19 protein-coding genes are annotated in these 16,732 nt (G+C 33.2%); 6 read left to right on the top strand and 13 right to left on the bottom strand.

Annotated elements, in window-relative coordinates:
* Positions 1-63 precede the first annotated feature (63 nt).
* Together AB1282_RS13525 and AB1282_RS13520 are read right to left on the bottom strand one after the other, a co-directional pair.
* Positions 64-1,392 (bottom strand): PhoH family protein, encoded by a 1,329-nt coding sequence (locus tag AB1282_RS13525; RefSeq protein ID WP_056468520.1) that lies wholly within the window; start codon positions 1,390-1,392, stop codon positions 64-66.
* A gap of 158 nt (positions 1,393-1,550) precedes the next feature.
* Positions 1,551-2,006, bottom strand: coding sequence for a pyridoxamine 5'-phosphate oxidase family protein (locus tag AB1282_RS13520; protein WP_056468523.1), 456 nt, complete (start codon positions 2,004-2,006; stop codon positions 1,551-1,553).
* A 153-nt stretch (positions 2,007-2,159) separates the two neighbouring features.
* Here AB1282_RS13520 and AB1282_RS13515 point away from each other — a divergent pair, with 153 nt between their 5' ends.
* Positions 2,160-2,360: a YlaI family protein gene (locus tag AB1282_RS13515; protein ID WP_056468526.1), complete on the top strand. Its 201-nt coding sequence runs from the start codon at positions 2,160-2,162 to the stop codon at positions 2,358-2,360.
* Between the two features lie 126 nt (positions 2,361-2,486).
* On the opposite strand, the gene AB1282_RS13510 is transcribed toward AB1282_RS13515, so the two are convergent.
* The 3 genes from AB1282_RS13510 to typA all read right to left on the bottom strand — a co-directional run bounded on the left by AB1282_RS13510 (position 2,487) and on the right by typA (position 5,104).
* Positions 2,487-2,759, bottom strand: coding sequence for a hypothetical protein (locus AB1282_RS13510; protein ID WP_056468528.1), 273 nt, complete (start codon positions 2,757-2,759; stop codon positions 2,487-2,489).
* Between the two features lie 30 nt (positions 2,760-2,789).
* Complete coding sequence (locus AB1282_RS13505; RefSeq protein WP_286131616.1) at positions 2,790-3,107, bottom strand: YlaH-like family protein; 318 nt, start codon at positions 3,105-3,107, stop codon at positions 2,790-2,792.
* A 149-nt stretch (positions 3,108-3,256) separates the two neighbouring features.
* The gene (gene typA, locus AB1282_RS13500) at positions 3,257-5,104 is read right to left on the bottom strand and encodes a translational GTPase TypA (protein ID WP_056468618.1); all 1,848 of its coding nucleotides are present in this window, start codon (positions 5,102-5,104) and stop codon (positions 3,257-3,259) included.
* Between the two features lie 199 nt (positions 5,105-5,303).
* Between typA and AB1282_RS13495 the strand changes: the two genes are divergently transcribed.
* The gene (locus AB1282_RS13495; RefSeq protein ID WP_056468531.1) at positions 5,304-5,489 is read left to right on the top strand and encodes a DUF5325 family protein; all 186 of its coding nucleotides are present in this window, start codon (positions 5,304-5,306) and stop codon (positions 5,487-5,489) included.
* 16 nt (positions 5,490-5,505) lie between these two features.
* Here the strand turns inward: AB1282_RS13495 and AB1282_RS13490 are convergent, their stop codons facing one another.
* Positions 5,506-6,306, bottom strand: coding sequence for an inositol monophosphatase family protein (locus tag AB1282_RS13490; protein WP_056468534.1), 801 nt, complete (start codon positions 6,304-6,306; stop codon positions 5,506-5,508).
* A 215-nt stretch (positions 6,307-6,521) separates the two neighbouring features.
* Entirely contained in the window at positions 6,522-6,710 is a 189-nt protein-coding gene (locus AB1282_RS13485; protein WP_056468536.1) for a hypothetical protein, read from the bottom strand.
* Between the two features lie 195 nt (positions 6,711-6,905).
* Here AB1282_RS13485 and AB1282_RS13480 point away from each other — a divergent pair, with 195 nt between their 5' ends.
* Positions 6,906-7,535 carry a YktB family protein gene (locus AB1282_RS13480; RefSeq protein WP_056468538.1) on the top strand — a complete coding sequence of 210 codons (630 nt, stop codon included), beginning with the start codon at positions 6,906-6,908 and terminating at the stop codon, positions 7,533-7,535.
* Positions 7,536-7,745: 210 nt separating this feature from the next.
* On the opposite strand, the gene AB1282_RS13475 is transcribed toward AB1282_RS13480, so the two are convergent.
* Positions 7,746-8,015, bottom strand: a complete 270-nt coding sequence (locus AB1282_RS13475) for a UPF0223 family protein (protein WP_056468540.1) — start codon at positions 8,013-8,015, stop codon at positions 7,746-7,748.
* A gap of 276 nt (positions 8,016-8,291) precedes the next feature.
* On the opposite strand from AB1282_RS13475, the gene AB1282_RS13470 reads away from it, so the two are divergent.
* Together AB1282_RS13470 and AB1282_RS13465 are read left to right on the top strand one after the other, a co-directional pair.
* Positions 8,292-9,743, top strand: a complete 1,452-nt coding sequence (locus tag AB1282_RS13470; RefSeq protein ID WP_056468543.1) for an aminotransferase class I/II-fold pyridoxal phosphate-dependent enzyme — start codon at positions 8,292-8,294, stop codon at positions 9,741-9,743.
* A gap of 339 nt (positions 9,744-10,082) precedes the next feature.
* Positions 10,083-10,907 carry a protein-glutamine gamma-glutamyltransferase gene (locus AB1282_RS13465; protein ID WP_286131622.1) on the top strand — a complete coding sequence of 275 codons (825 nt, stop codon included), beginning with the start codon at positions 10,083-10,085 and terminating at the stop codon, positions 10,905-10,907.
* 159 nt (positions 10,908-11,066) lie between these two features.
* Here the strand turns inward: AB1282_RS13465 and AB1282_RS13460 are convergent, their stop codons facing one another.
* Positions 11,067-11,189 (bottom strand): GapA-binding peptide SR1P, encoded by a 123-nt coding sequence (locus AB1282_RS13460; protein WP_056468549.1) that lies wholly within the window; start codon positions 11,187-11,189, stop codon positions 11,067-11,069.
* A 167-nt stretch (positions 11,190-11,356) separates the two neighbouring features.
* Positions 11,357-11,650 (bottom strand): DUF3055 domain-containing protein, encoded by a 294-nt coding sequence (locus AB1282_RS13455; protein ID WP_056468552.1) that lies wholly within the window; start codon positions 11,648-11,650, stop codon positions 11,357-11,359.
* A gap of 161 nt (positions 11,651-11,811) precedes the next feature.
* On the opposite strand from AB1282_RS13455, the gene AB1282_RS13450 reads away from it, so the two are divergent.
* Complete coding sequence (locus AB1282_RS13450; RefSeq protein WP_056468555.1) at positions 11,812-12,207, top strand: DUF1885 family protein; 396 nt, start codon at positions 11,812-11,814, stop codon at positions 12,205-12,207.
* 645 nt (positions 12,208-12,852) lie between these two features.
* Here the strand turns inward: AB1282_RS13450 and lpdA are convergent.
* From lpdA to AB1282_RS13435, 3 genes are all read right to left on the bottom strand, one after another.
* Positions 12,853-14,265, bottom strand: coding sequence for a dihydrolipoyl dehydrogenase (gene lpdA / locus AB1282_RS13445; RefSeq protein WP_056468560.1), 1,413 nt, complete (start codon positions 14,263-14,265; stop codon positions 12,853-12,855).
* Between the two features lie 5 nt (positions 14,266-14,270).
* On the bottom strand, positions 14,271-15,626 hold the full coding sequence (locus tag AB1282_RS13440; protein WP_056468621.1) for a dihydrolipoamide acetyltransferase family protein: 1,356 nt from the start codon (positions 15,624-15,626) through the stop codon (positions 14,271-14,273).
* A gap of 128 nt (positions 15,627-15,754) precedes the next feature.
* Positions 15,755-16,732, bottom strand: a complete 978-nt coding sequence (locus AB1282_RS13435; RefSeq protein WP_056468564.1) for an alpha-ketoacid dehydrogenase subunit beta — start codon at positions 16,730-16,732, stop codon at positions 15,755-15,757.

Raw genomic sequence — 16,732 nt, 5'->3', positions numbered from 1 at the left:
CAAAAGCAACATCTTACCGCTTGATTATAGTAGTAAGATGTTGCTTTTGTAAGCATTTAATTATTACAATATATCCGCTGCAAGTTGGGCAATTGATGAACGTTCACCTTTTATTAATTTTACATGTCCACTTATTTTTTGATCTTTAAATTTTTCAACTACATAAGTTAATCCATTGTTGTATTCATCTAAATATGGATGATCAATTTGCTCTGGATCCCCCATTAATACAATTTTACTCTTATCGCCAACGCGAGTTAAAATTGTTTTTACTTCATGCCTAGTCAGATTTTGTGCTTCATCAATAATAATAAATTGCTCTGGGATACTTCTACCTCTTATATAAGTTAAAGCTTCTACTTCAATTGAGCCCATTCCAGCTAAGATAGCATCAAGTTCACCCGGTTTTTTCGTATTAAATAAGTATTCTAGATTATCATAAATCGGTTGCATCCAAGGTCGAAGTTTTTCATCCTTTTCACCAGGTAAATAACCAAGATCCTTTCCAACTGGTACAATTGGTCTAGCAACTAATAACTTTTTATAGCTTTGCAGGTCTTCACTTTGCATTAAACCTGCAGCTAAAGCTAATAAAGTTTTTCCGGTACCTGCTTTACCAATCAATGTGACTAATGGTATATCGTCTCGAAGTAGTAATTCTAAAGCCATGGACTGTTGAGCATTTCTTGGTCTTATGCCCCAAATATGTTCATTTGAGAAAACAAATTTCTTAATTTTTGTACCCGTTTTATCAACAACACCAAGAGCTGAGCTCTTACCACCTAGAGCATCCTTTAAAACGATAAACTGATTAGGATAAAATGGATGGTTTGCTATATCTGAAACAGGAAGTTCAGTTTTCTCGTAAAACTTGTTTAATAAATCTGTATTTATGTAATACTCTAGATAACCGGTATAAATATGATCGACTTCCACTACACGATCACTTAAATAATCTTCAGCTAATAAATTTAATGCATCCGCTTTTACACGAACTAATGTATCTTTACTAACTAATATCACTGTTTTGCCGCTTTCTTTTGCTTCTTCTTCAAGTGATAAGTTTTTTGCAACAGCTAAAATGCGATTATCGTTCGTTTTTTCAACAAAGATTTCTTGCAATTGTTGAAATGAGCGATGATTTAATTCAATTCTAAACGAACCACCATTTTCAAGTGGAATACTTTCATGTAATTTCCCTAGTTCTCGAAAGCTATCAATTAGTTTGGATACATACCTAGCATTACGACCAACTTCATCCATATATCTCTTCTTTGAGTCTACTTCCTCTAATACAACAGCTGGTACAACTACTTCATTATCTTCAAATGAAAAGATTGCTAGTGGGTCTTGCAGTAGTACATTGGTGTCGAGAACATATATTTTACTCAATCCTTAACCTCCTGACTAAAAATAACTCAGATTAGAATAATTAGTTTTAATTCTAAATTGACTGGTCTTACATATGGTTACTAGTCAAAGAATGGACGAACCGTTAATATATTATATGAAATTCTCTCTAGTTTAGAATATTTTTTACTGTTTAAAGCTCAGGAAGATCTAAGCCCATTTAAAACTGCTACATCTAATTTTTTTGCAGCCCTCTCATCATAAGTCTTTGCGTACTCAGGTTCGACTGTTATTTTAGACCCATAAAACAATATATTTTTCACTTCATTAACTTCTACTTCGATACACGCTAATTTTAATGGAATCCCAGGCATTTGCTTCGATAAAATTTTTCCATTTCCTGAAATACTATAAACTGTTTCATTTGAAAATAAGCTTAGTGATACTCCTTCAACCTCTTCAATATTAGATATAATTGCTGATCTTTGATCTACTGCAAAACGAATTGTCTTATCATCTAAAGCAACAAGCCAAGAAATTGCATTCGTAACTGGTGCATTCTTTTCGGAGTTAAAAGTACTTAAAAAAACAATCTTTTCTTTATTACAATCTTCAAATAAGCTTGGTGATAATGTTTTCTCAATACTGTTTGCCATCACTATTTCATCTCCTTCAAATAAAGAGTATACTAATATAATTCAAAGTTTATTGAAAACTTCCTGCTAAAACCACTGTTTTCTAAAAATATATTCTAAAACCTGTTATAATTATGTTAACTTAAGTTCCATATATAAGGAGAGAAATTTCACATGAGAGTTAAATGCATGATTTGTGATAAAAGCGAATCTATTAGCGATGAATCACCTATTGCAAAAAAATTAAGAAATCGTCCTATCCATACATATACATGCTCTGAATGTTACGATCGAATTAAAATAAAAACAGAACAAAGAATCGCAACAGGAAATTTCCGTTTCTTAAAACCTGTTAAGGACAATGACGAGTGGTAAATTATGAAAAAAGAAGCCAATTGGGCTTCTTTTTTTGCGGAAATACGATCAAGTCTTAGATATAATTTGCATTTATAAATCCACCAATTGTTTAAACAAAAAAACCTAGATTATTTTCTAGGTTTTTTAATACTTCTCTGGATTTACTTTTACTTGATCTAAAAAGCAATCAATCATTTCAATTGGAAAGCGCGTCGTACGCTCTTTTTCTGCTTGTGTAAATGTGATTAAATAAAAATCTTCCATTTTTTCTATTTTTACGTTAGATACTTCGTGATCCTCTTTTAAAATCGAATCAAACATCTCATACGTCTCTTTGGCAGCTTCATCCGAAGGTCTTGCTTCATATATCACTTTGATCGTTAACCAATTATATAATGCGTCCTGAACAGATTTCATCTAAATACCAACTCTCTATAAAGTGTTACGTTATGTAGTAGCATTATTCTTTTTTGATTGATGTAAACGAACCTTATATACACCTAACACGAAAACACTTGCAAGTAATGCTTCCACGATTGGTATCCTTAAAGCTAAGAAAGTAAGGAAACTACATCCGATCATAAGTAAAACATAAATGATTAAACTTTTAAGGATGCTCAATTTTTTTGCGAAACCTAAATGATATACCACAATACATAATACAACAATTAAACCATATAATATCCACATTGAAAGATGAATATCATGTGTTATATTTATTAACTGTGTTATGACAAATTCAAATCCCTTTGGAGCTTTTTCCAAATCCATATCCCCCTATTTAAATAATAAAACTGAATACTTCTATTCTTTTTAGACCGTCTAAAAAATCATTTTTTTCTACTTTGTCTACAAAAATGAAACCGACTATTTTCTAGTCGGTTTCATTATATCATAATTATTTTAAAATTTAATTATTCTTGTTCAGCGAATTTTTTCTTTTTCGCTGCACGCTCGCGCTCACTTTTATCAAGAAGCTTTTTACGTAAACGAATTGATGTTGGTGTAACTTCACAGTACTCATCATCATTTAAGTATTCTAAAGATTCTTCAAGCGTCATAATACGTGGTTTTTTCATTGTTGTTGTTTGGTCTTTATTTGCTGAACGGATGTTAGTAGCATGTTTAACTTTAACAACGTTTACTGATAAATCATTGTCACGGTTGTGTTCACCAACAATCATACCATCATAAACATCTGTTCCTGGCTCAAGGAAAATTACACCGCGGTCTTCTAGACCCATAATTCCGTATGTTGAAGCTTTACCAGTTTCCATTGATACTAATACACCTTGACGACGTCCACCAACTTGACCTTGAATTGCTGGTTGGTAGCTATCGAATGAATGGTTAATGATTCCATAACCACGAGTTAAAGTTAAGAATTCAGTAGTATAACCAATTAATCCACGAGCTGGTACCATAAATGTTAAACGAACTTGGCCGTTACCATTATTCACCATATCTCTCATTTCACCTTTACGTGCACCCATTGATTCCATGATTGAACCAGTATACTCTTCAGGAACGTCAATTTGTACATGCTCAACTGGCTCACATCTTACACCATCAACTTCACGAATGATAACTTCTGGTTTTGAAACTTGAAGCTCATAACCTTCACGACGCATGTTTTCAATAAGGATTGATAAGTGAAGCTCCCCACGTCCACTAACGATCCAAACATCAGGAGAATCTGTATTTTCTACACGTAAACTTACGTCTGTTTGAAGCTCTTGTAATAATCTTTCTTCAATTTTACGAGAAGTTACAAATTTACCTTCACGACCAGCAAAAGGTGAGTTATTAACTAAGAATGTCATTTGAAGAGTTGGCTCATCAATACGTAAGATTGGAAGTGCTTCTTGGTGTTCAGCAGGACATACTGTTTCACCAACGTTGATATCTTCCATACCAGATACTGCTACTAAGTCACCAGCTTTTGCTTCTTGGATTTCAATACGTTTTAATCCAATGAATCCAAACATTTTAGTAATACGGAATTGTTTAACTGTTCCATCAAGTTTCATTAAAGCAACTGATTGACCTACTTGCATTGTTCCACGGAAAATACGTCCGATACCGATACGTCCAACATAGTCATTGTAGTCTAATAATGTTACTTGGAATTGTAAAGGCTCTTCACTATTATCAATTGGAGATGGAATGTGCTCAATAATTGTATCGAATAAAGCATTCATATTTGATTCTTGTTTAGAAGGATCAGATTCTAAGCTAGAAGTTCCGTTGATCGCTGATGCGAATACAACTGGGAATTCTAATTGATCTTCGTTTGCACCTAATTCGATAAATAAATCGATTACTTCGTCAACTACTTCATCAGGACGTGCGAAGTCACGGTCGATTTTATTTACTACTACGATTGGTGTTAAATGTTGTTCTAAAGCTTTTTTCAATACGAAACGAGTTTGTGGCATACAACCTTCATAAGCATCTACTACTAAAAGAACACCATCAACCATTTTCATGATACGTTCTACTTCTCCACCAAAATCGGCGTGTCCAGGAGTATCCATGATGTTAATACGTTTACCTTCATACTGGATTGCTGTATTTTTAGCTAAAATTGTAATTCCACGTTCACGTTCTATATCATTAGAGTCCATTGCACGTTCATTAACGTTTTCGTTTGAACGGAATGTACCTGATTGTTTTAATAACTCATCAACTAACGTTGTTTTACCATGGTCAACGTGAGCAATGATTGCTATATTGCGTAAATCTTCTCTTTTTTTCAAAATATATTCACTCCTAAAATGTCTACACATCTATTTTCATTATTAACTAAAACATTATAGCACATGCACACGGAAATATATCAAGAAAATGTTTAATCAAAAATATAAATTATTAATAAATATTTAGGAAAGATTTAGTTTTTTCAAATTTACATCCGAATAGACAAAGAGTAAAATAAGATTAGGAACAGGAGGATACACCATGTCTAACACTAAATTTAGACTTTTCTGCGTTGCAACTTTATCCGTAATCTTCTTAATACTAGTTGGGATTATGCTAGCAGAACTAAGTATTATTGGCGCTGTCATTTCACTAATTATTTCCATTTCATTAGTTGGTTATGGTTTTTCATTACGTGCTAAATTAAAAAGAGAAGGCAAGTTATAAACCTGCCTTCTTTTTATTATTGTAGAAATTCGATATAATCAGTGAGTAATTCGTTATGAATCGAAGCATTACTTACTACGACTGAGCTTTTTTTAAGAATTGAAAGGCTTTCATTTTTGAGAGTAGTACATATTCCGCCTAGTTCTTCAACAATAATTTTACCCGCGGCAAAATCCCAAGGTGATAATCTTGGGGTAATATATGCATCAACCCGTCCCATTGCCACATAGACCATTTCCATCGCTGCAGATCCATATGACCTACTTCCTCTAACTCTTCGAATAAGGTTACTTAATTTTTCATGGTTTACATAACGATTTTTAGTTAACCAAATAGCATTTACAGCTACAATAGCCTCTTCTAGTACTACATTTTTCAAAGGCGTTAATTCGAGATCATTTAAAAATGCCCCTTCACCTTTTTTAGCAAAATATAGTTCATTATGTATTACATCCATTATAAATCCCATTTTACCGATTCCATTTTCATAAATACCTAAAGAAATCATAAAATTACGTTTTTGATGAACAAAATTCATCGTTCCATCAATCGGATCAAGAATCCATACTACTCCATTTACTTGATCTAATTCATCGCCTTTACCTTCTTCACCTAGTAAGTAATGATTTGGAAATTTCTTTTTTATTTTTTCGTAAAAGAATTTTTCGATTTCTTCATCTTTATTTGTTACTAAGTCATTTTCGTTTGATTTCGTATTGATTGTTATGGAGTCGTATAAAGAACTTTTAATATTTTCAGCTGCCTCTTGAAGCAAATTCCTCGCGAATTGTTCAATTTCTTTCCAGTCTACATTCATAATTAAACACTCCAAACTCTTCGTGCTAAAACTATATTTTTATGGTCCTGTTTATCAGTTTACCAATTTTAACCTAAAAAAACCTAATGAAATGATTTTTATTTAATGATGAGGAACTTATTTTGGAGGGTGGGCATACGATAGACCATTGGGCATAAGCGGAAGATGAGCGCACAGAAAAACGAACCTATTTAAAGGTTCGGTAAATAAACTCGCTAAGCTTCTAGACGAATTAATTCTAATCTTAATAATTCTAATTTCTTCTTAGATTCAATCATTGCTTCATTATCATTGACTGTCATAGCATCGAATAGTGTAGCTAGTTCGTAATCTAATTCTAATCTAAGTACAGGAATTCTCTTTTCTGCATCAGTTCTTTTTAACGCATTAATCACTTGTCTCATCATTATCCCTCCATAGAATATAAGTTGGCAAAACAAATTGTAAAAGTTAATTAACAAAATTTTCTGATTTTTATCTTGCTACTAATATATGTTGTTTAAGCTTATAATGTAACTATTTTATGAAGAAACATATTACCCATTTGTTTTGGACAAACATGGTATACTAATTAGATAATGCAACTAGGGGGTTCGAAAATGACTCAAACTTTTTTTAAAGAAAGTGATTTTGAAATATTTACAACTGACTCAACATTAGAAACTAGAATGAGTGCTATACAAAATGAAATTCAACCAAAATTTAAAGAAATTGAAGAAGAAATATTACCATTTTTAAATGTACAAACAGATCAAAACTTCTTTGGCCATATTGCTAAGCATGCTCGTCGTACTGTGAATGCTCCAAAAGATACTTGGATTGCTTTTGCAACAAATAATCGTGGATACAAGATGCTTCCTCATTTCCAATTTGGACTTTGGGGTACTCACCTATTTGTTTACTTTGGAATTATTTACGAAAGTCCAAATAAGCAATCGATTGCCATTAACTTTGAAAAGAATAAAGCTAAACTTTACAAAATGATTCCGAAAGATTTTGTTGTATCATACGATCATATGAAGCCTGATGTGATACAAAAGAGTAAAATGAATAAAGATGAATTCAATAAAGGTATCCAAAGATTTCATGATGTAAAAAAAGCAGAATACCTATGTGGAATTACGATTGCAAAAGATGAAGCAATTACACTTACAAAGGAAGATCTAATCCAACGTATTATAGAAACATATAATACTTTAATTCCTTTATACAAAATAAGTATAAACTGAATTAATATAAGTGTTGTTTAATTATACATATGTCAAAAACAAAAGTCTATGCCCATTCTTTACACATTTTTCGACAGGACGAAATATGAAATTAAATTATTTAATCAATACAGACAAATGAAAAGCCCATTGAAGGTAGCTAATAATCCTTTAATGGGCTCTTATTTTTCACTTCAGAATTTTTCTTACTATTTATTAACTCATTAAATACTACATTTTAATTTTATCACCAGGAGCGCCATTTTTAGCTTTTTGCATGACTCTGTATGCGGAATAGCCTGATATCTCTTCTAATTCATTACATAATTTTTTTTCTTCTGCAATACTAGGTACAATTGATTTAAACTGTTTATATGTAGCCATTAACACTTCACGATCTATTCCCTTTTCATACGCTTTTTCTACTGATGTGTAGAACTGTATTACCTCGATTGTCTCATCTGTTGTCCAATCATATGAAATTGGGTATTGGTAATCCATTTACTTCACTCCTACTATTTTCTAATTAATTCCATTTTAACACATTTTTAAAATTCCATTCTTATTTTAAAAATTGATATAATTTCATTCAGATGAATAAAATTTCATAAACTTATCATATTTTTCTATACAGAAAATTCATAGAATGATATAATCTTTTTGTTTTTCAAATGAAGGTAAGACAGTTTATAACTTAATGAGAGTAAACAGTTGAATTGTTTACAAACATATCACTTCCGAAAAACACTATTATTCATTAAATGGGGTGTATGTTAAATGAAACAAATTGAAACGCCGTTATTTTCTTCTTTATTAGAACATGCAAAGAAGAACCCTATTCAATTCCATATTCCGGGACATAAAAAAGGAAATGGAATGGATCCAACATTTAGAGAGTTTATTGGTGATAATGCATTATCGATCGATTTAATCAACATTGCTCCTTTAGATGATCTACATCATCCAAAAGGTAAAATAAAACAAGCACAAGATCTTGCAGCAAAAGCTTTTGGTGCTGACCACACATTCTTTTCAGTTCAAGGCACAAGTGGAGCAATCATGACAATGGTAATGAGTGTTTGTGGACCTGGCGATAAAATTATCGTCCCAAGAAATGTTCATAAATCTGTTTTATCTGCAATCATTTTCTCAGGCGCGACACCAATTTTTGTTCATCCTGAAATTGATAGTGAATTAGGTATTTCACACGGTATTACGACAAATGCAGTGAAAGAGGCCATTTTAACTAATCCTGATGCAAAAGCAGTATTAGTTATTAATCCTACATACTTTGGATTTGTAGCAGATTTAAAAAGCATTGTTGAATTAGCACATTCACATGGCTTAGCCGTATTAGTTGACGAAGCGCATGGTGTACATATTCATTTCCATAACGAATTACCGATCTCTGCGATGCAAGCAGGGGCTGACATGGCTGCTACGAGCGTTCATAAGCTTGGTGGCTCTATGACTCAAAGTTCCATTTTAAATGTAAGAGAAGGCATTGTGAATGTCCACAGAGTACAATCTGTACTAAGTATGCTAACAACTACTTCAACATCCTATTTATTACTTGCTTCACTAGATGTTGCAAGAAAGAGATTAGCAACTGTTGGTGAAGAATTACTAACTAATACTATTAGACTAGCAAATAATGCACGAAATAAAATTAATTCAATCAATGGTTTATATTGCCCTGGTTATGATTTAGTTGGTAAAGAGGCTACATTCAACTTTGATCCTACTAAAATATTAATCAGTGTAAAAAAACTGGGTATAACGGGCCATGACGTTGAAGTTTGGTTAAGAGAGCGATTTAATATCGAAGTTGAAATGTCTGATTTATATAATGTTCTTTGCATTTTAACACCTGGTGATAGTGAAGAAGACATCCAGCAGCTAATTCATGCACTTGAGGTATTAGCAACTGAATTTGACATCTCAGAGCGCAATACGAATTTAAACGTTGAGATCCCAACGATTCCGACTTTAGCAGTCTCTCCTAGGGATGCATTTTACTCTGAAACAGAATCTGTTCCACTTGAGGATTCTGTCGGTAGAATTATTGCTGAATTTGTCATGGTTTATCCACCTGGAATTCCAATCTTTTTACCTGGTGAAGAAATCACACTTGAAAATCTTGTTTATATTAAAAAGAATATTGAAGCAGGATTACCTGTTCAAGGTCCAGAAGACGAAGATTTATTAACATTAAAAGTATTAAAATAATTAAAGTTTTATAAAAAGAAACTAGGAAATAAATCTTAGTTTCAGTGTGTAGACAAAGTATTAAAAACTTGACTTTCAGACTGATTGCAAGCGCTTGACTTTCGAGGCGCGAAGCCTGGTGAGGAGCGGAGTTACCTTAGACGGTAATGAGCACCACAGACAGGCGAAGCAACGAAGAAAGCGAGCGTTTGTCAACAGTCTGAAACTAGGAAATCAATCCTAGTTTTTTTGTATTCTAAATCACATCTAATTTATATAGGCATATGATAGGTAAGGTAATTATATTGATTTCGTACGAAAAAATTGTTTTTATGTTAGGATGTGGACTCGTTGATAGTCGTGAATAATAAAATTGTTCATGCTTCATTAAAAAATAGCGGTGATTCAAATAATAAACTTTATCGAGAAATATTGTCTGATCTAACAAATAGTAAAAAGTCTCATATTTATAAATCTGACCGTGAATTATCTTTTGATTTGACACTTAGAACTTATATACTTCAGGCTTCTAAAGATTTATTAACAAGCGGCATGCAATTTAGGGTTTTTAGAAGAGCATATTGTAATCCTATGTTTTGGATTCGTACACCAATGGGTGGATTTAGACTTAGGCCAGGCATAAGACCTTCCATGGGAATTTATGATATTTTTCGTAACGGACAATTTTACGCAACAGAATGTGCAACTGCAATTATAATGTTATTTTATAAAGCCCTTCTAGATCTATACGGCTATGAAATTTTTGATCAAATATTCGATAATGGAATATACTTATACACTTGGAATTACGAACCTAAATTAGCCATTTTAACATCTGAAGTTGATCGCTCAGCTCCAGGCGATGTTGTTTATATCAAAAATCCTCAAGTTGACCCAATGACTCCAGAATGGCAAGGAGAAAACACAGTAAATATGGGGAGTAATTATTTTTACGGACACGGTATCGGAGTACGTTCATTACCAGAAATCATTTTCCATTTAAATATGCATAGATATCCATTTGCGATGGTTTCTGCCTTTTTAACAAATTTAAATACTAGAATTGACTCAAACGAAATGGCTCAATATTTAAAGGATAATTCAAAATTAATACCAGTTACAACGAGCGAAGCTTCATCCGACGTTATAACTGCAAGAATTGGAGATCAAACTCAAATTGCATAAAGAGAAATGTGGGTGATTCTTAATTGAGTCTCCCTTTTTTTGTGCATTTATTAAAAACATAAAAAACCACAAGGAAAAATGATTCCCTTGTGGAATTTCTCATTTATAGATGCCTATAGATATTCTCTTAGACTTTAAATTTTAATTTATAAATTATAATTAACAAACTTCATTTTCAGTTGGTTCACAATCTTCACAGTTTTTAACGTAAAGAGTTGTTACTTTTTCATCCTCGAAATGACCTACTGTTTTTTCACAACATTTACATACGAACGTTCCCATCTTTGTAACCCCTTTCATAATGTTGTATCAATTAACTAACTTCATTATAATGTGTTATACTTATTTACACAAGTGGTAAATAAGTATAACTTAAATTTTCTAATACCAGATTATTCAAGGGGTTATATATGGTGACCGCTATTCAATTAGTATAACACATTTATTTTTTACTCATAACTCTCTTCTATACTTGGTGATGGTAACCAGTCAGCTAAATATTCTGCAAGCTCCATTGCCTCTTCCTCTGTTTTTAGTTTACATAAAAATTTCAATTGATTTGGAAATGAAACATCCTGTCGATCTAATACAATGCATTGTCTAGACTGCATGCAGATGACGAGTGGCTTACCAAAGAACATGTTCGTATATACAATACCAATATCGTATCTTGTATCGTTCGTAACGAAGCCAACAAATCGGACTCTTACATTTTCATGATCATCATATAATTTCTCAAACATTGTTTCACCCACTCCTCCGTTTTAGTATTGTAAGTTAATACATATGAAGAAAAATTTAATTTCATACCGAATACTTGTCTAAAAATTTGAAATAATGTTATGATAAAAAAAGATTAAAAGTGATGTTTTTCATAAAAACATCTTAGGGGGAAAATTTAAAAATGGTTCAACAAGCTACCATTCAATTAGTGGAGAAATCAAAATACCAAGAAGCAAATTTAGATTTAATAAATAAATTAATAAATGATTACATACAATCTTCAACTAAGATTGGTCAACAAGTTGACTGGAATTATGAAAGGGTTTCCTTTCCTTACACTATTTCAAATAAAAAGTTAGATGACCAAGATGCACTTTATTTACAAAGTAATGATTCTCGTTATAAACATTTTGTTGTTTCAATTCAAGATGATAAAAATATCGTGATTACACTTTTACCAAACTCAACTTATGGTGATAAAGGCAAAGCAAATGAGCTATGTCGATATTTAGCTCAAAAAATTGAAGCAAAGCTTGAATTATTTAACAATCGAATCATGTATTTTTACAAACGATAATTTAAAATAAATTTACGATCGCCTGACAAAAGAAAAATATCGAAGCATAAAAGCAAGTAATAATAATACTTGCTTTTCTTGTGTTTCCAACGTATTTTGCAATTAGATAAAGCTGGTAAAAGAATACTAGAAACAATATGACTTTAGAATATATTTGATCCCTTTTCGACAAGAATAAAACAAATGAAAATCCTACCCAAAATAGTTGATGAATCATTAATACTATTAGTTGTTTTCGCATCAATACTCCCACCAATCAATCATCAAATACTAGAAAGTTTGTTTTTTAAACGTTATGCTAGACATGCTTTAATCATGCAAAAAAACCTCCTAACAAATAGGAGGTTGCAGACAATCTTTCTCTTCGTTATTTTGCCAGCACTCAGCTTTGAATGTATTAATGGTTAACTTAACTCAAAACGAACTAAATATGGCGTATTAAATGTGTAAGGAGCGTATTTTAAAGTAATCAAATGCAGAAAAACTTCCTATACTTTGAAATTTTTCATTTGTATATAGAGACTATCTCGCACAAGAATTGGATTTTAACTAAATTACTTTTTAATTCATACGCTCATTTCCAAAATAAAAAGACCTTCAATTTAATGAAGGTCTTCTTTATTTAGATCATTTTTTAAAGAAGAATTATTTAAGAATGTGGATTGGATGACCCATCGCTAATTCTGCAGCTTCCATTGAGATTTCACCTAATGTTGGGTGAGCATGAATTGTTTGAGCAATATCCTCAACGCTCATGCAAGCTTCAATTGCAAGACCAAGCTCAGAAATGATATCTGATGCATTTACACCTGCAACTTGAGCACCAACTAGTACTCCATCTTCTTTACGAGAAACTAATTGTACGAATCCATCAGTTGAATTTAGAGATAATGCGCGACCATTTCCACCGAATGGGAATTTTGCTACACTAACAGCTAATCCTTCTTCATCTGCTTGTTTTTTAGTATAACCAACAGTTGCTAATTCTGGATCAGTAAATACTACTGCAGGAATTGCTAAGTATTCGATTTGACTTGACATACCACTGATTGCCTCAGCAGCAACTTTACCTTCATAAGAAGCTTTGTGTGCTAATGGAGGACCAGCAATTACGTCACCAATTGCGTAAATATTATTAATTGTTGTACGAGCTTGTTTATCAGTAGAAATTACACCACGTTCGTTAATTTCAACACCAACATTTTCTAAGCCCATGTCACGAGAGTTCGGGAAACGTCCAACTGTTACTAATACGTAATCAGCTTCGATTTCTTTCATTTCGCCATTTGTTTCGAATTTAACTGTAACGCCATCTGCAGTTTCTTCAACGCCTTTACCGAACGCTTTCGTTACGATATCAACATTACCTTTTTTCTTTAATCCACGTTTAACAATTGAACTCATAGATTTTTCGAAACCATTTAAGATTTCGTCACCAGCTTCAAGAATTGTTACATGTGTACCAAAGTTAGCATAAGCAGTACCTAATTCCATACCAATATAGCCGCCACCAATAACAACTAATTTTTTAGGAATTTCAGGTAAGTTTAATGCTCCTGTTGAATCGATTACACGGTTGCTCCATTTGAAACCTGGGATTTCGATTGGAGTTGAACCTGTTGCGATGATCGCATTGTTAAAAGTATAAGTTTGAGCTGACTCTTCAGTGATTACACGAAGAGTGTTAGCATCATTAAAGTAAGCTTCACCTTTAATAACTTCAACTTTGTTACCTTTTAATAAACCAGCTACACCGCCAGTTAATTTATTAACAACACTGCTTTTCCAAGCTTGAACTTTTGTAAAATCAACTTTTACATTTTCTGCTGTAATACCGATATCTTCAGAATGCTTAGCTGTTTCATAACGGTGACCAGCTGTAATTAATGCTTTTGAAGGAATACAACCTACGTTTAAACATACTCCGCCAAGATTTCCTTTTTCAATAACAGCAACTTTTTGTCCAAGTTGTGCTGCACGAATTGCTGCAACATAACCACCAGGACCGGCACCGATAACGACCGTATCTAGTTCAATTGCAAAATCTCCTACTACCATTTATCTTACGCCTCCATTAATAATAATTCTGGATCATTTAATAATCGTTTAATATGGTTTAAAGCGTTTTGAGCAGTTGCACCATCGATAATACGGTGGTCAAAGCTTAAAGATAACGCTAATACTGGAGCAACTACGATTTCTCCATTTAATACTACTGGTTTTTCAGCAATACGACCAATACCTAAAATAGCTACTTCAGGGTGGTTAATTACTGGAGTAAACCATTGTCCACCAGCTGAACCGATATTTGTGATTGTGCATGTAGCACCTTTCATTTCTGCAGGAGCTAATTTACCATCGCGAGCTTTAGTAGCTAATTCATTAATTTCAGCAGAAATTGAGAAGATCGCTTTACGATCAGCATCTTTAACAACTGGTACTAATAAACCTTTATCAGTATCTGCAGCAATACCAATGTTATAGTAATGTTTGTGTACGATTTCGCTAGTAGCATCATCGATCGATGTATTTAAAGCTGGGAATTTACGTAATGCAGAAGTTAAAGCTTTAACAACATAAGGTAAGAATGTTAATTTGATACCTTGTGCAGCTGCAACATCTTTATATTTTTTACGGCTAGCAACTAGTTTAGCTACATCTACTTCATCCATTAATGTTACGTGAGGAGCAGTATGTTTAGAGTTAACCATTGCTTTAGCGATTGCTTTACGAATTCCACTCATTTTTTCACGAGTTTCAGGATATGCTCCTTCTGGAATTGGCATAGCTTTAGGAGCTTCTTGTGTAGCAGCTGGAGCTTCTGTTACAACTTCAACAGCAACTTCTGTTTGTGCTGCAGCAGCTGGTGCTACTCCACCTAATAAGAAAGCATCTACGTCTTGTTTTGTTACACGGCCATTTTTACCTGAGCCTGGTACAATACGTAAATCTACGTTTTTCTCACGAGCATATTTACGTACAGATGGCATTGCAATTACATGAGCTTTTGGTTCAATTGCAGCAACAGGTGATAGTGGTGCAGCATCTGTTTTTGGTTCACTTTGCTCATAAGATTCTTGTACTTTTGCTTGTACTGCTTCAGCAGCTTCTGGTACTGGTGTAGTAGTTGGAGCTTCTTCAGCATGTTGTCCTTTGAAGCTAATGTTTTCATAACCAGGTGCATCTAAACGTACTAATACGTCACCAACAACTGCAACTGTTCCTTCTGAAACTAATACTTCTAATACTTTCCCTTTTACAGGTGATGGAATTTCTACTACTGATTTATCATTTTGAACTTCACAAATGATATCATCTTCATTTACTTCGTCCCCTGCTTTAATAAACCATTTTACAATTTCACCTTCGTGAATACCTTCACCGATATCTGGTAATCTAAATTCAAATAGACTTGCCACTGAGTTTGACACAGATTTCTACCTCCGAACAAAGTTAAATTAATTTTTTAAAATATTTTATCTATAATGTAAGAAAGGTATTGATGAATTCATCAAATACCTTTCACTATTTTTTGTTATAAACTAAATTAGAAGTTTAAAACTTTTTGAATACCTTCAACTACATCTTTATGGTTTGGTAACCATACTGTTTCCGCTTCTGAGAATGGGTAAACAGTATCAGCTGCAGTAATACGTAAAACTGGTGCTTCTAATGAAAGGATACAACGATCATTAATTTCAGCAACAATATTTGCAGCAATACCAGCTTGTTTTTGTGCTTCTTGTACAACAACAGCACGGCCAGTTTTCTCAACAGATGCAACGATTGCAGCAGTATCTAATGGATGAACAGTACGTAAGTCAACAACTTCTACTGATACTCCGTCTTTTTCTAATTCTTCAGCAGCTTTTAATGCAGCGTGAACCATTGCACCATAAGCAAATACTGATACATCTTTACCTTCGCGTTTAACATCCGCTTTACCTAATTCGATAGTGTACTCGCCTTCAGGTACATCTTCACGGAATGAACGGTATAATTTCATGTGCTCTAAATAGATAACAGGGTCATTATCACGAATAGATGAAATTAAAAGACCTTTAGCATCTTTAGGTGTTGATGGAATAACTACTTTTAAACCAGGAGTTTGAGCCATTAATCCTTCTAAACTATCCGCGTGCATTTCTGGTGTATGAACACCACCACCAAATGGTGAACGGAAAGTAATTGGTGAAGTAAAACGACCGCTTGTACGGTAACGCATACGTGCTGCTTGACCAGCGATTGAGTCCATGATTTCGAATAAGAATCCGAAGAATTGGATTTCTGCTACTGGACGGAAACCTTCAATTCCAAGACCGATTGCTAATCCACCGATACCTGATTCAGCAAGCGGTGTATCGAATATACGTTGCTCACCGAATTCTGCTTGTAAACCTTCAGTTGCACGGAATACACCACCGTTTACTCCAACGTCCTCACCAAATACTACTACAGTAGGATCGTTCTTCATTTCAACGCGTAATGCATCTGTGATAGCTTGAATCATTGTCATTTGCGCCAT

The sequence above is a fragment of the Gottfriedia sp. S16(2024) genome, from assembly GCF_050473765.1.
GTDB lineage: Bacteria > Bacillota > Bacilli > Bacillales > Bacillaceae_G > Gottfriedia.
The sequence above is the reverse complement of the archived record's forward strand: the minus strand, read 5'-3'. Positions and strand labels throughout refer to the sequence as shown.

Coding starts and splice junctions, on each gene's coding strand:
- AB1282_RS13520 (WP_056468523.1), bottom strand. CDS start 2,006: ATGGCAAACAGTATTGAGAAAACATTATCACCAAGCTTATTTGAAGAT.
- AB1282_RS13515 (WP_056468526.1), top strand. CDS start 2,160: ATGAGAGTTAAATGCATGATTTGTGATAAAAGCGAATCTATTAGCGAT.
- AB1282_RS13510 (WP_056468528.1), bottom strand. CDS start 2,759: ATGAAATCTGTTCAGGACGCATTATATAATTGGTTAACGATCAAAGTG.
- AB1282_RS13495 (WP_056468531.1), top strand. CDS start 5,304: ATGTCTAACACTAAATTTAGACTTTTCTGCGTTGCAACTTTATCCGTA.
- AB1282_RS13490 (WP_056468534.1), bottom strand. CDS start 6,306: ATGAATGTAGACTGGAAAGAAATTGAACAATTCGCGAGGAATTTGCTT.
- AB1282_RS13485 (WP_056468536.1), bottom strand. CDS start 6,710: ATGAGACAAGTGATTAATGCGTTAAAAAGAACTGATGCAGAAAAGAGA.
- AB1282_RS13480 (WP_056468538.1), top strand. CDS start 6,906: ATGACTCAAACTTTTTTTAAAGAAAGTGATTTTGAAATATTTACAACT.
- AB1282_RS13475 (WP_056468540.1), bottom strand. CDS start 8,015: ATGGATTACCAATACCCAATTTCATATGATTGGACAACAGATGAGACA.
- AB1282_RS13470 (WP_056468543.1), top strand. CDS start 8,292: ATGAAACAAATTGAAACGCCGTTATTTTCTTCTTTATTAGAACATGCA.
- AB1282_RS13460 (WP_056468549.1), bottom strand. CDS start 11,189: ATGGGAACGTTCGTATGTAAATGTTGTGAAAAAACAGTAGGTCATTTC.
- AB1282_RS13455 (WP_056468552.1), bottom strand. CDS start 11,650: ATGTTTGAGAAATTATATGATGATCATGAAAATGTAAGAGTCCGATTT.
- AB1282_RS13450 (WP_056468555.1), top strand. CDS start 11,812: ATGGTTCAACAAGCTACCATTCAATTAGTGGAGAAATCAAAATACCAA.
- lpdA (WP_056468560.1), bottom strand. CDS start 14,265: ATGGTAGTAGGAGATTTTGCAATTGAACTAGATACGGTCGTTATCGGT.
- AB1282_RS13435 (WP_056468564.1), bottom strand. CDS start 16,732: ATGGCGCAAATGACAATGATTCAAGCTATCACAGATGCATTACGCGTT.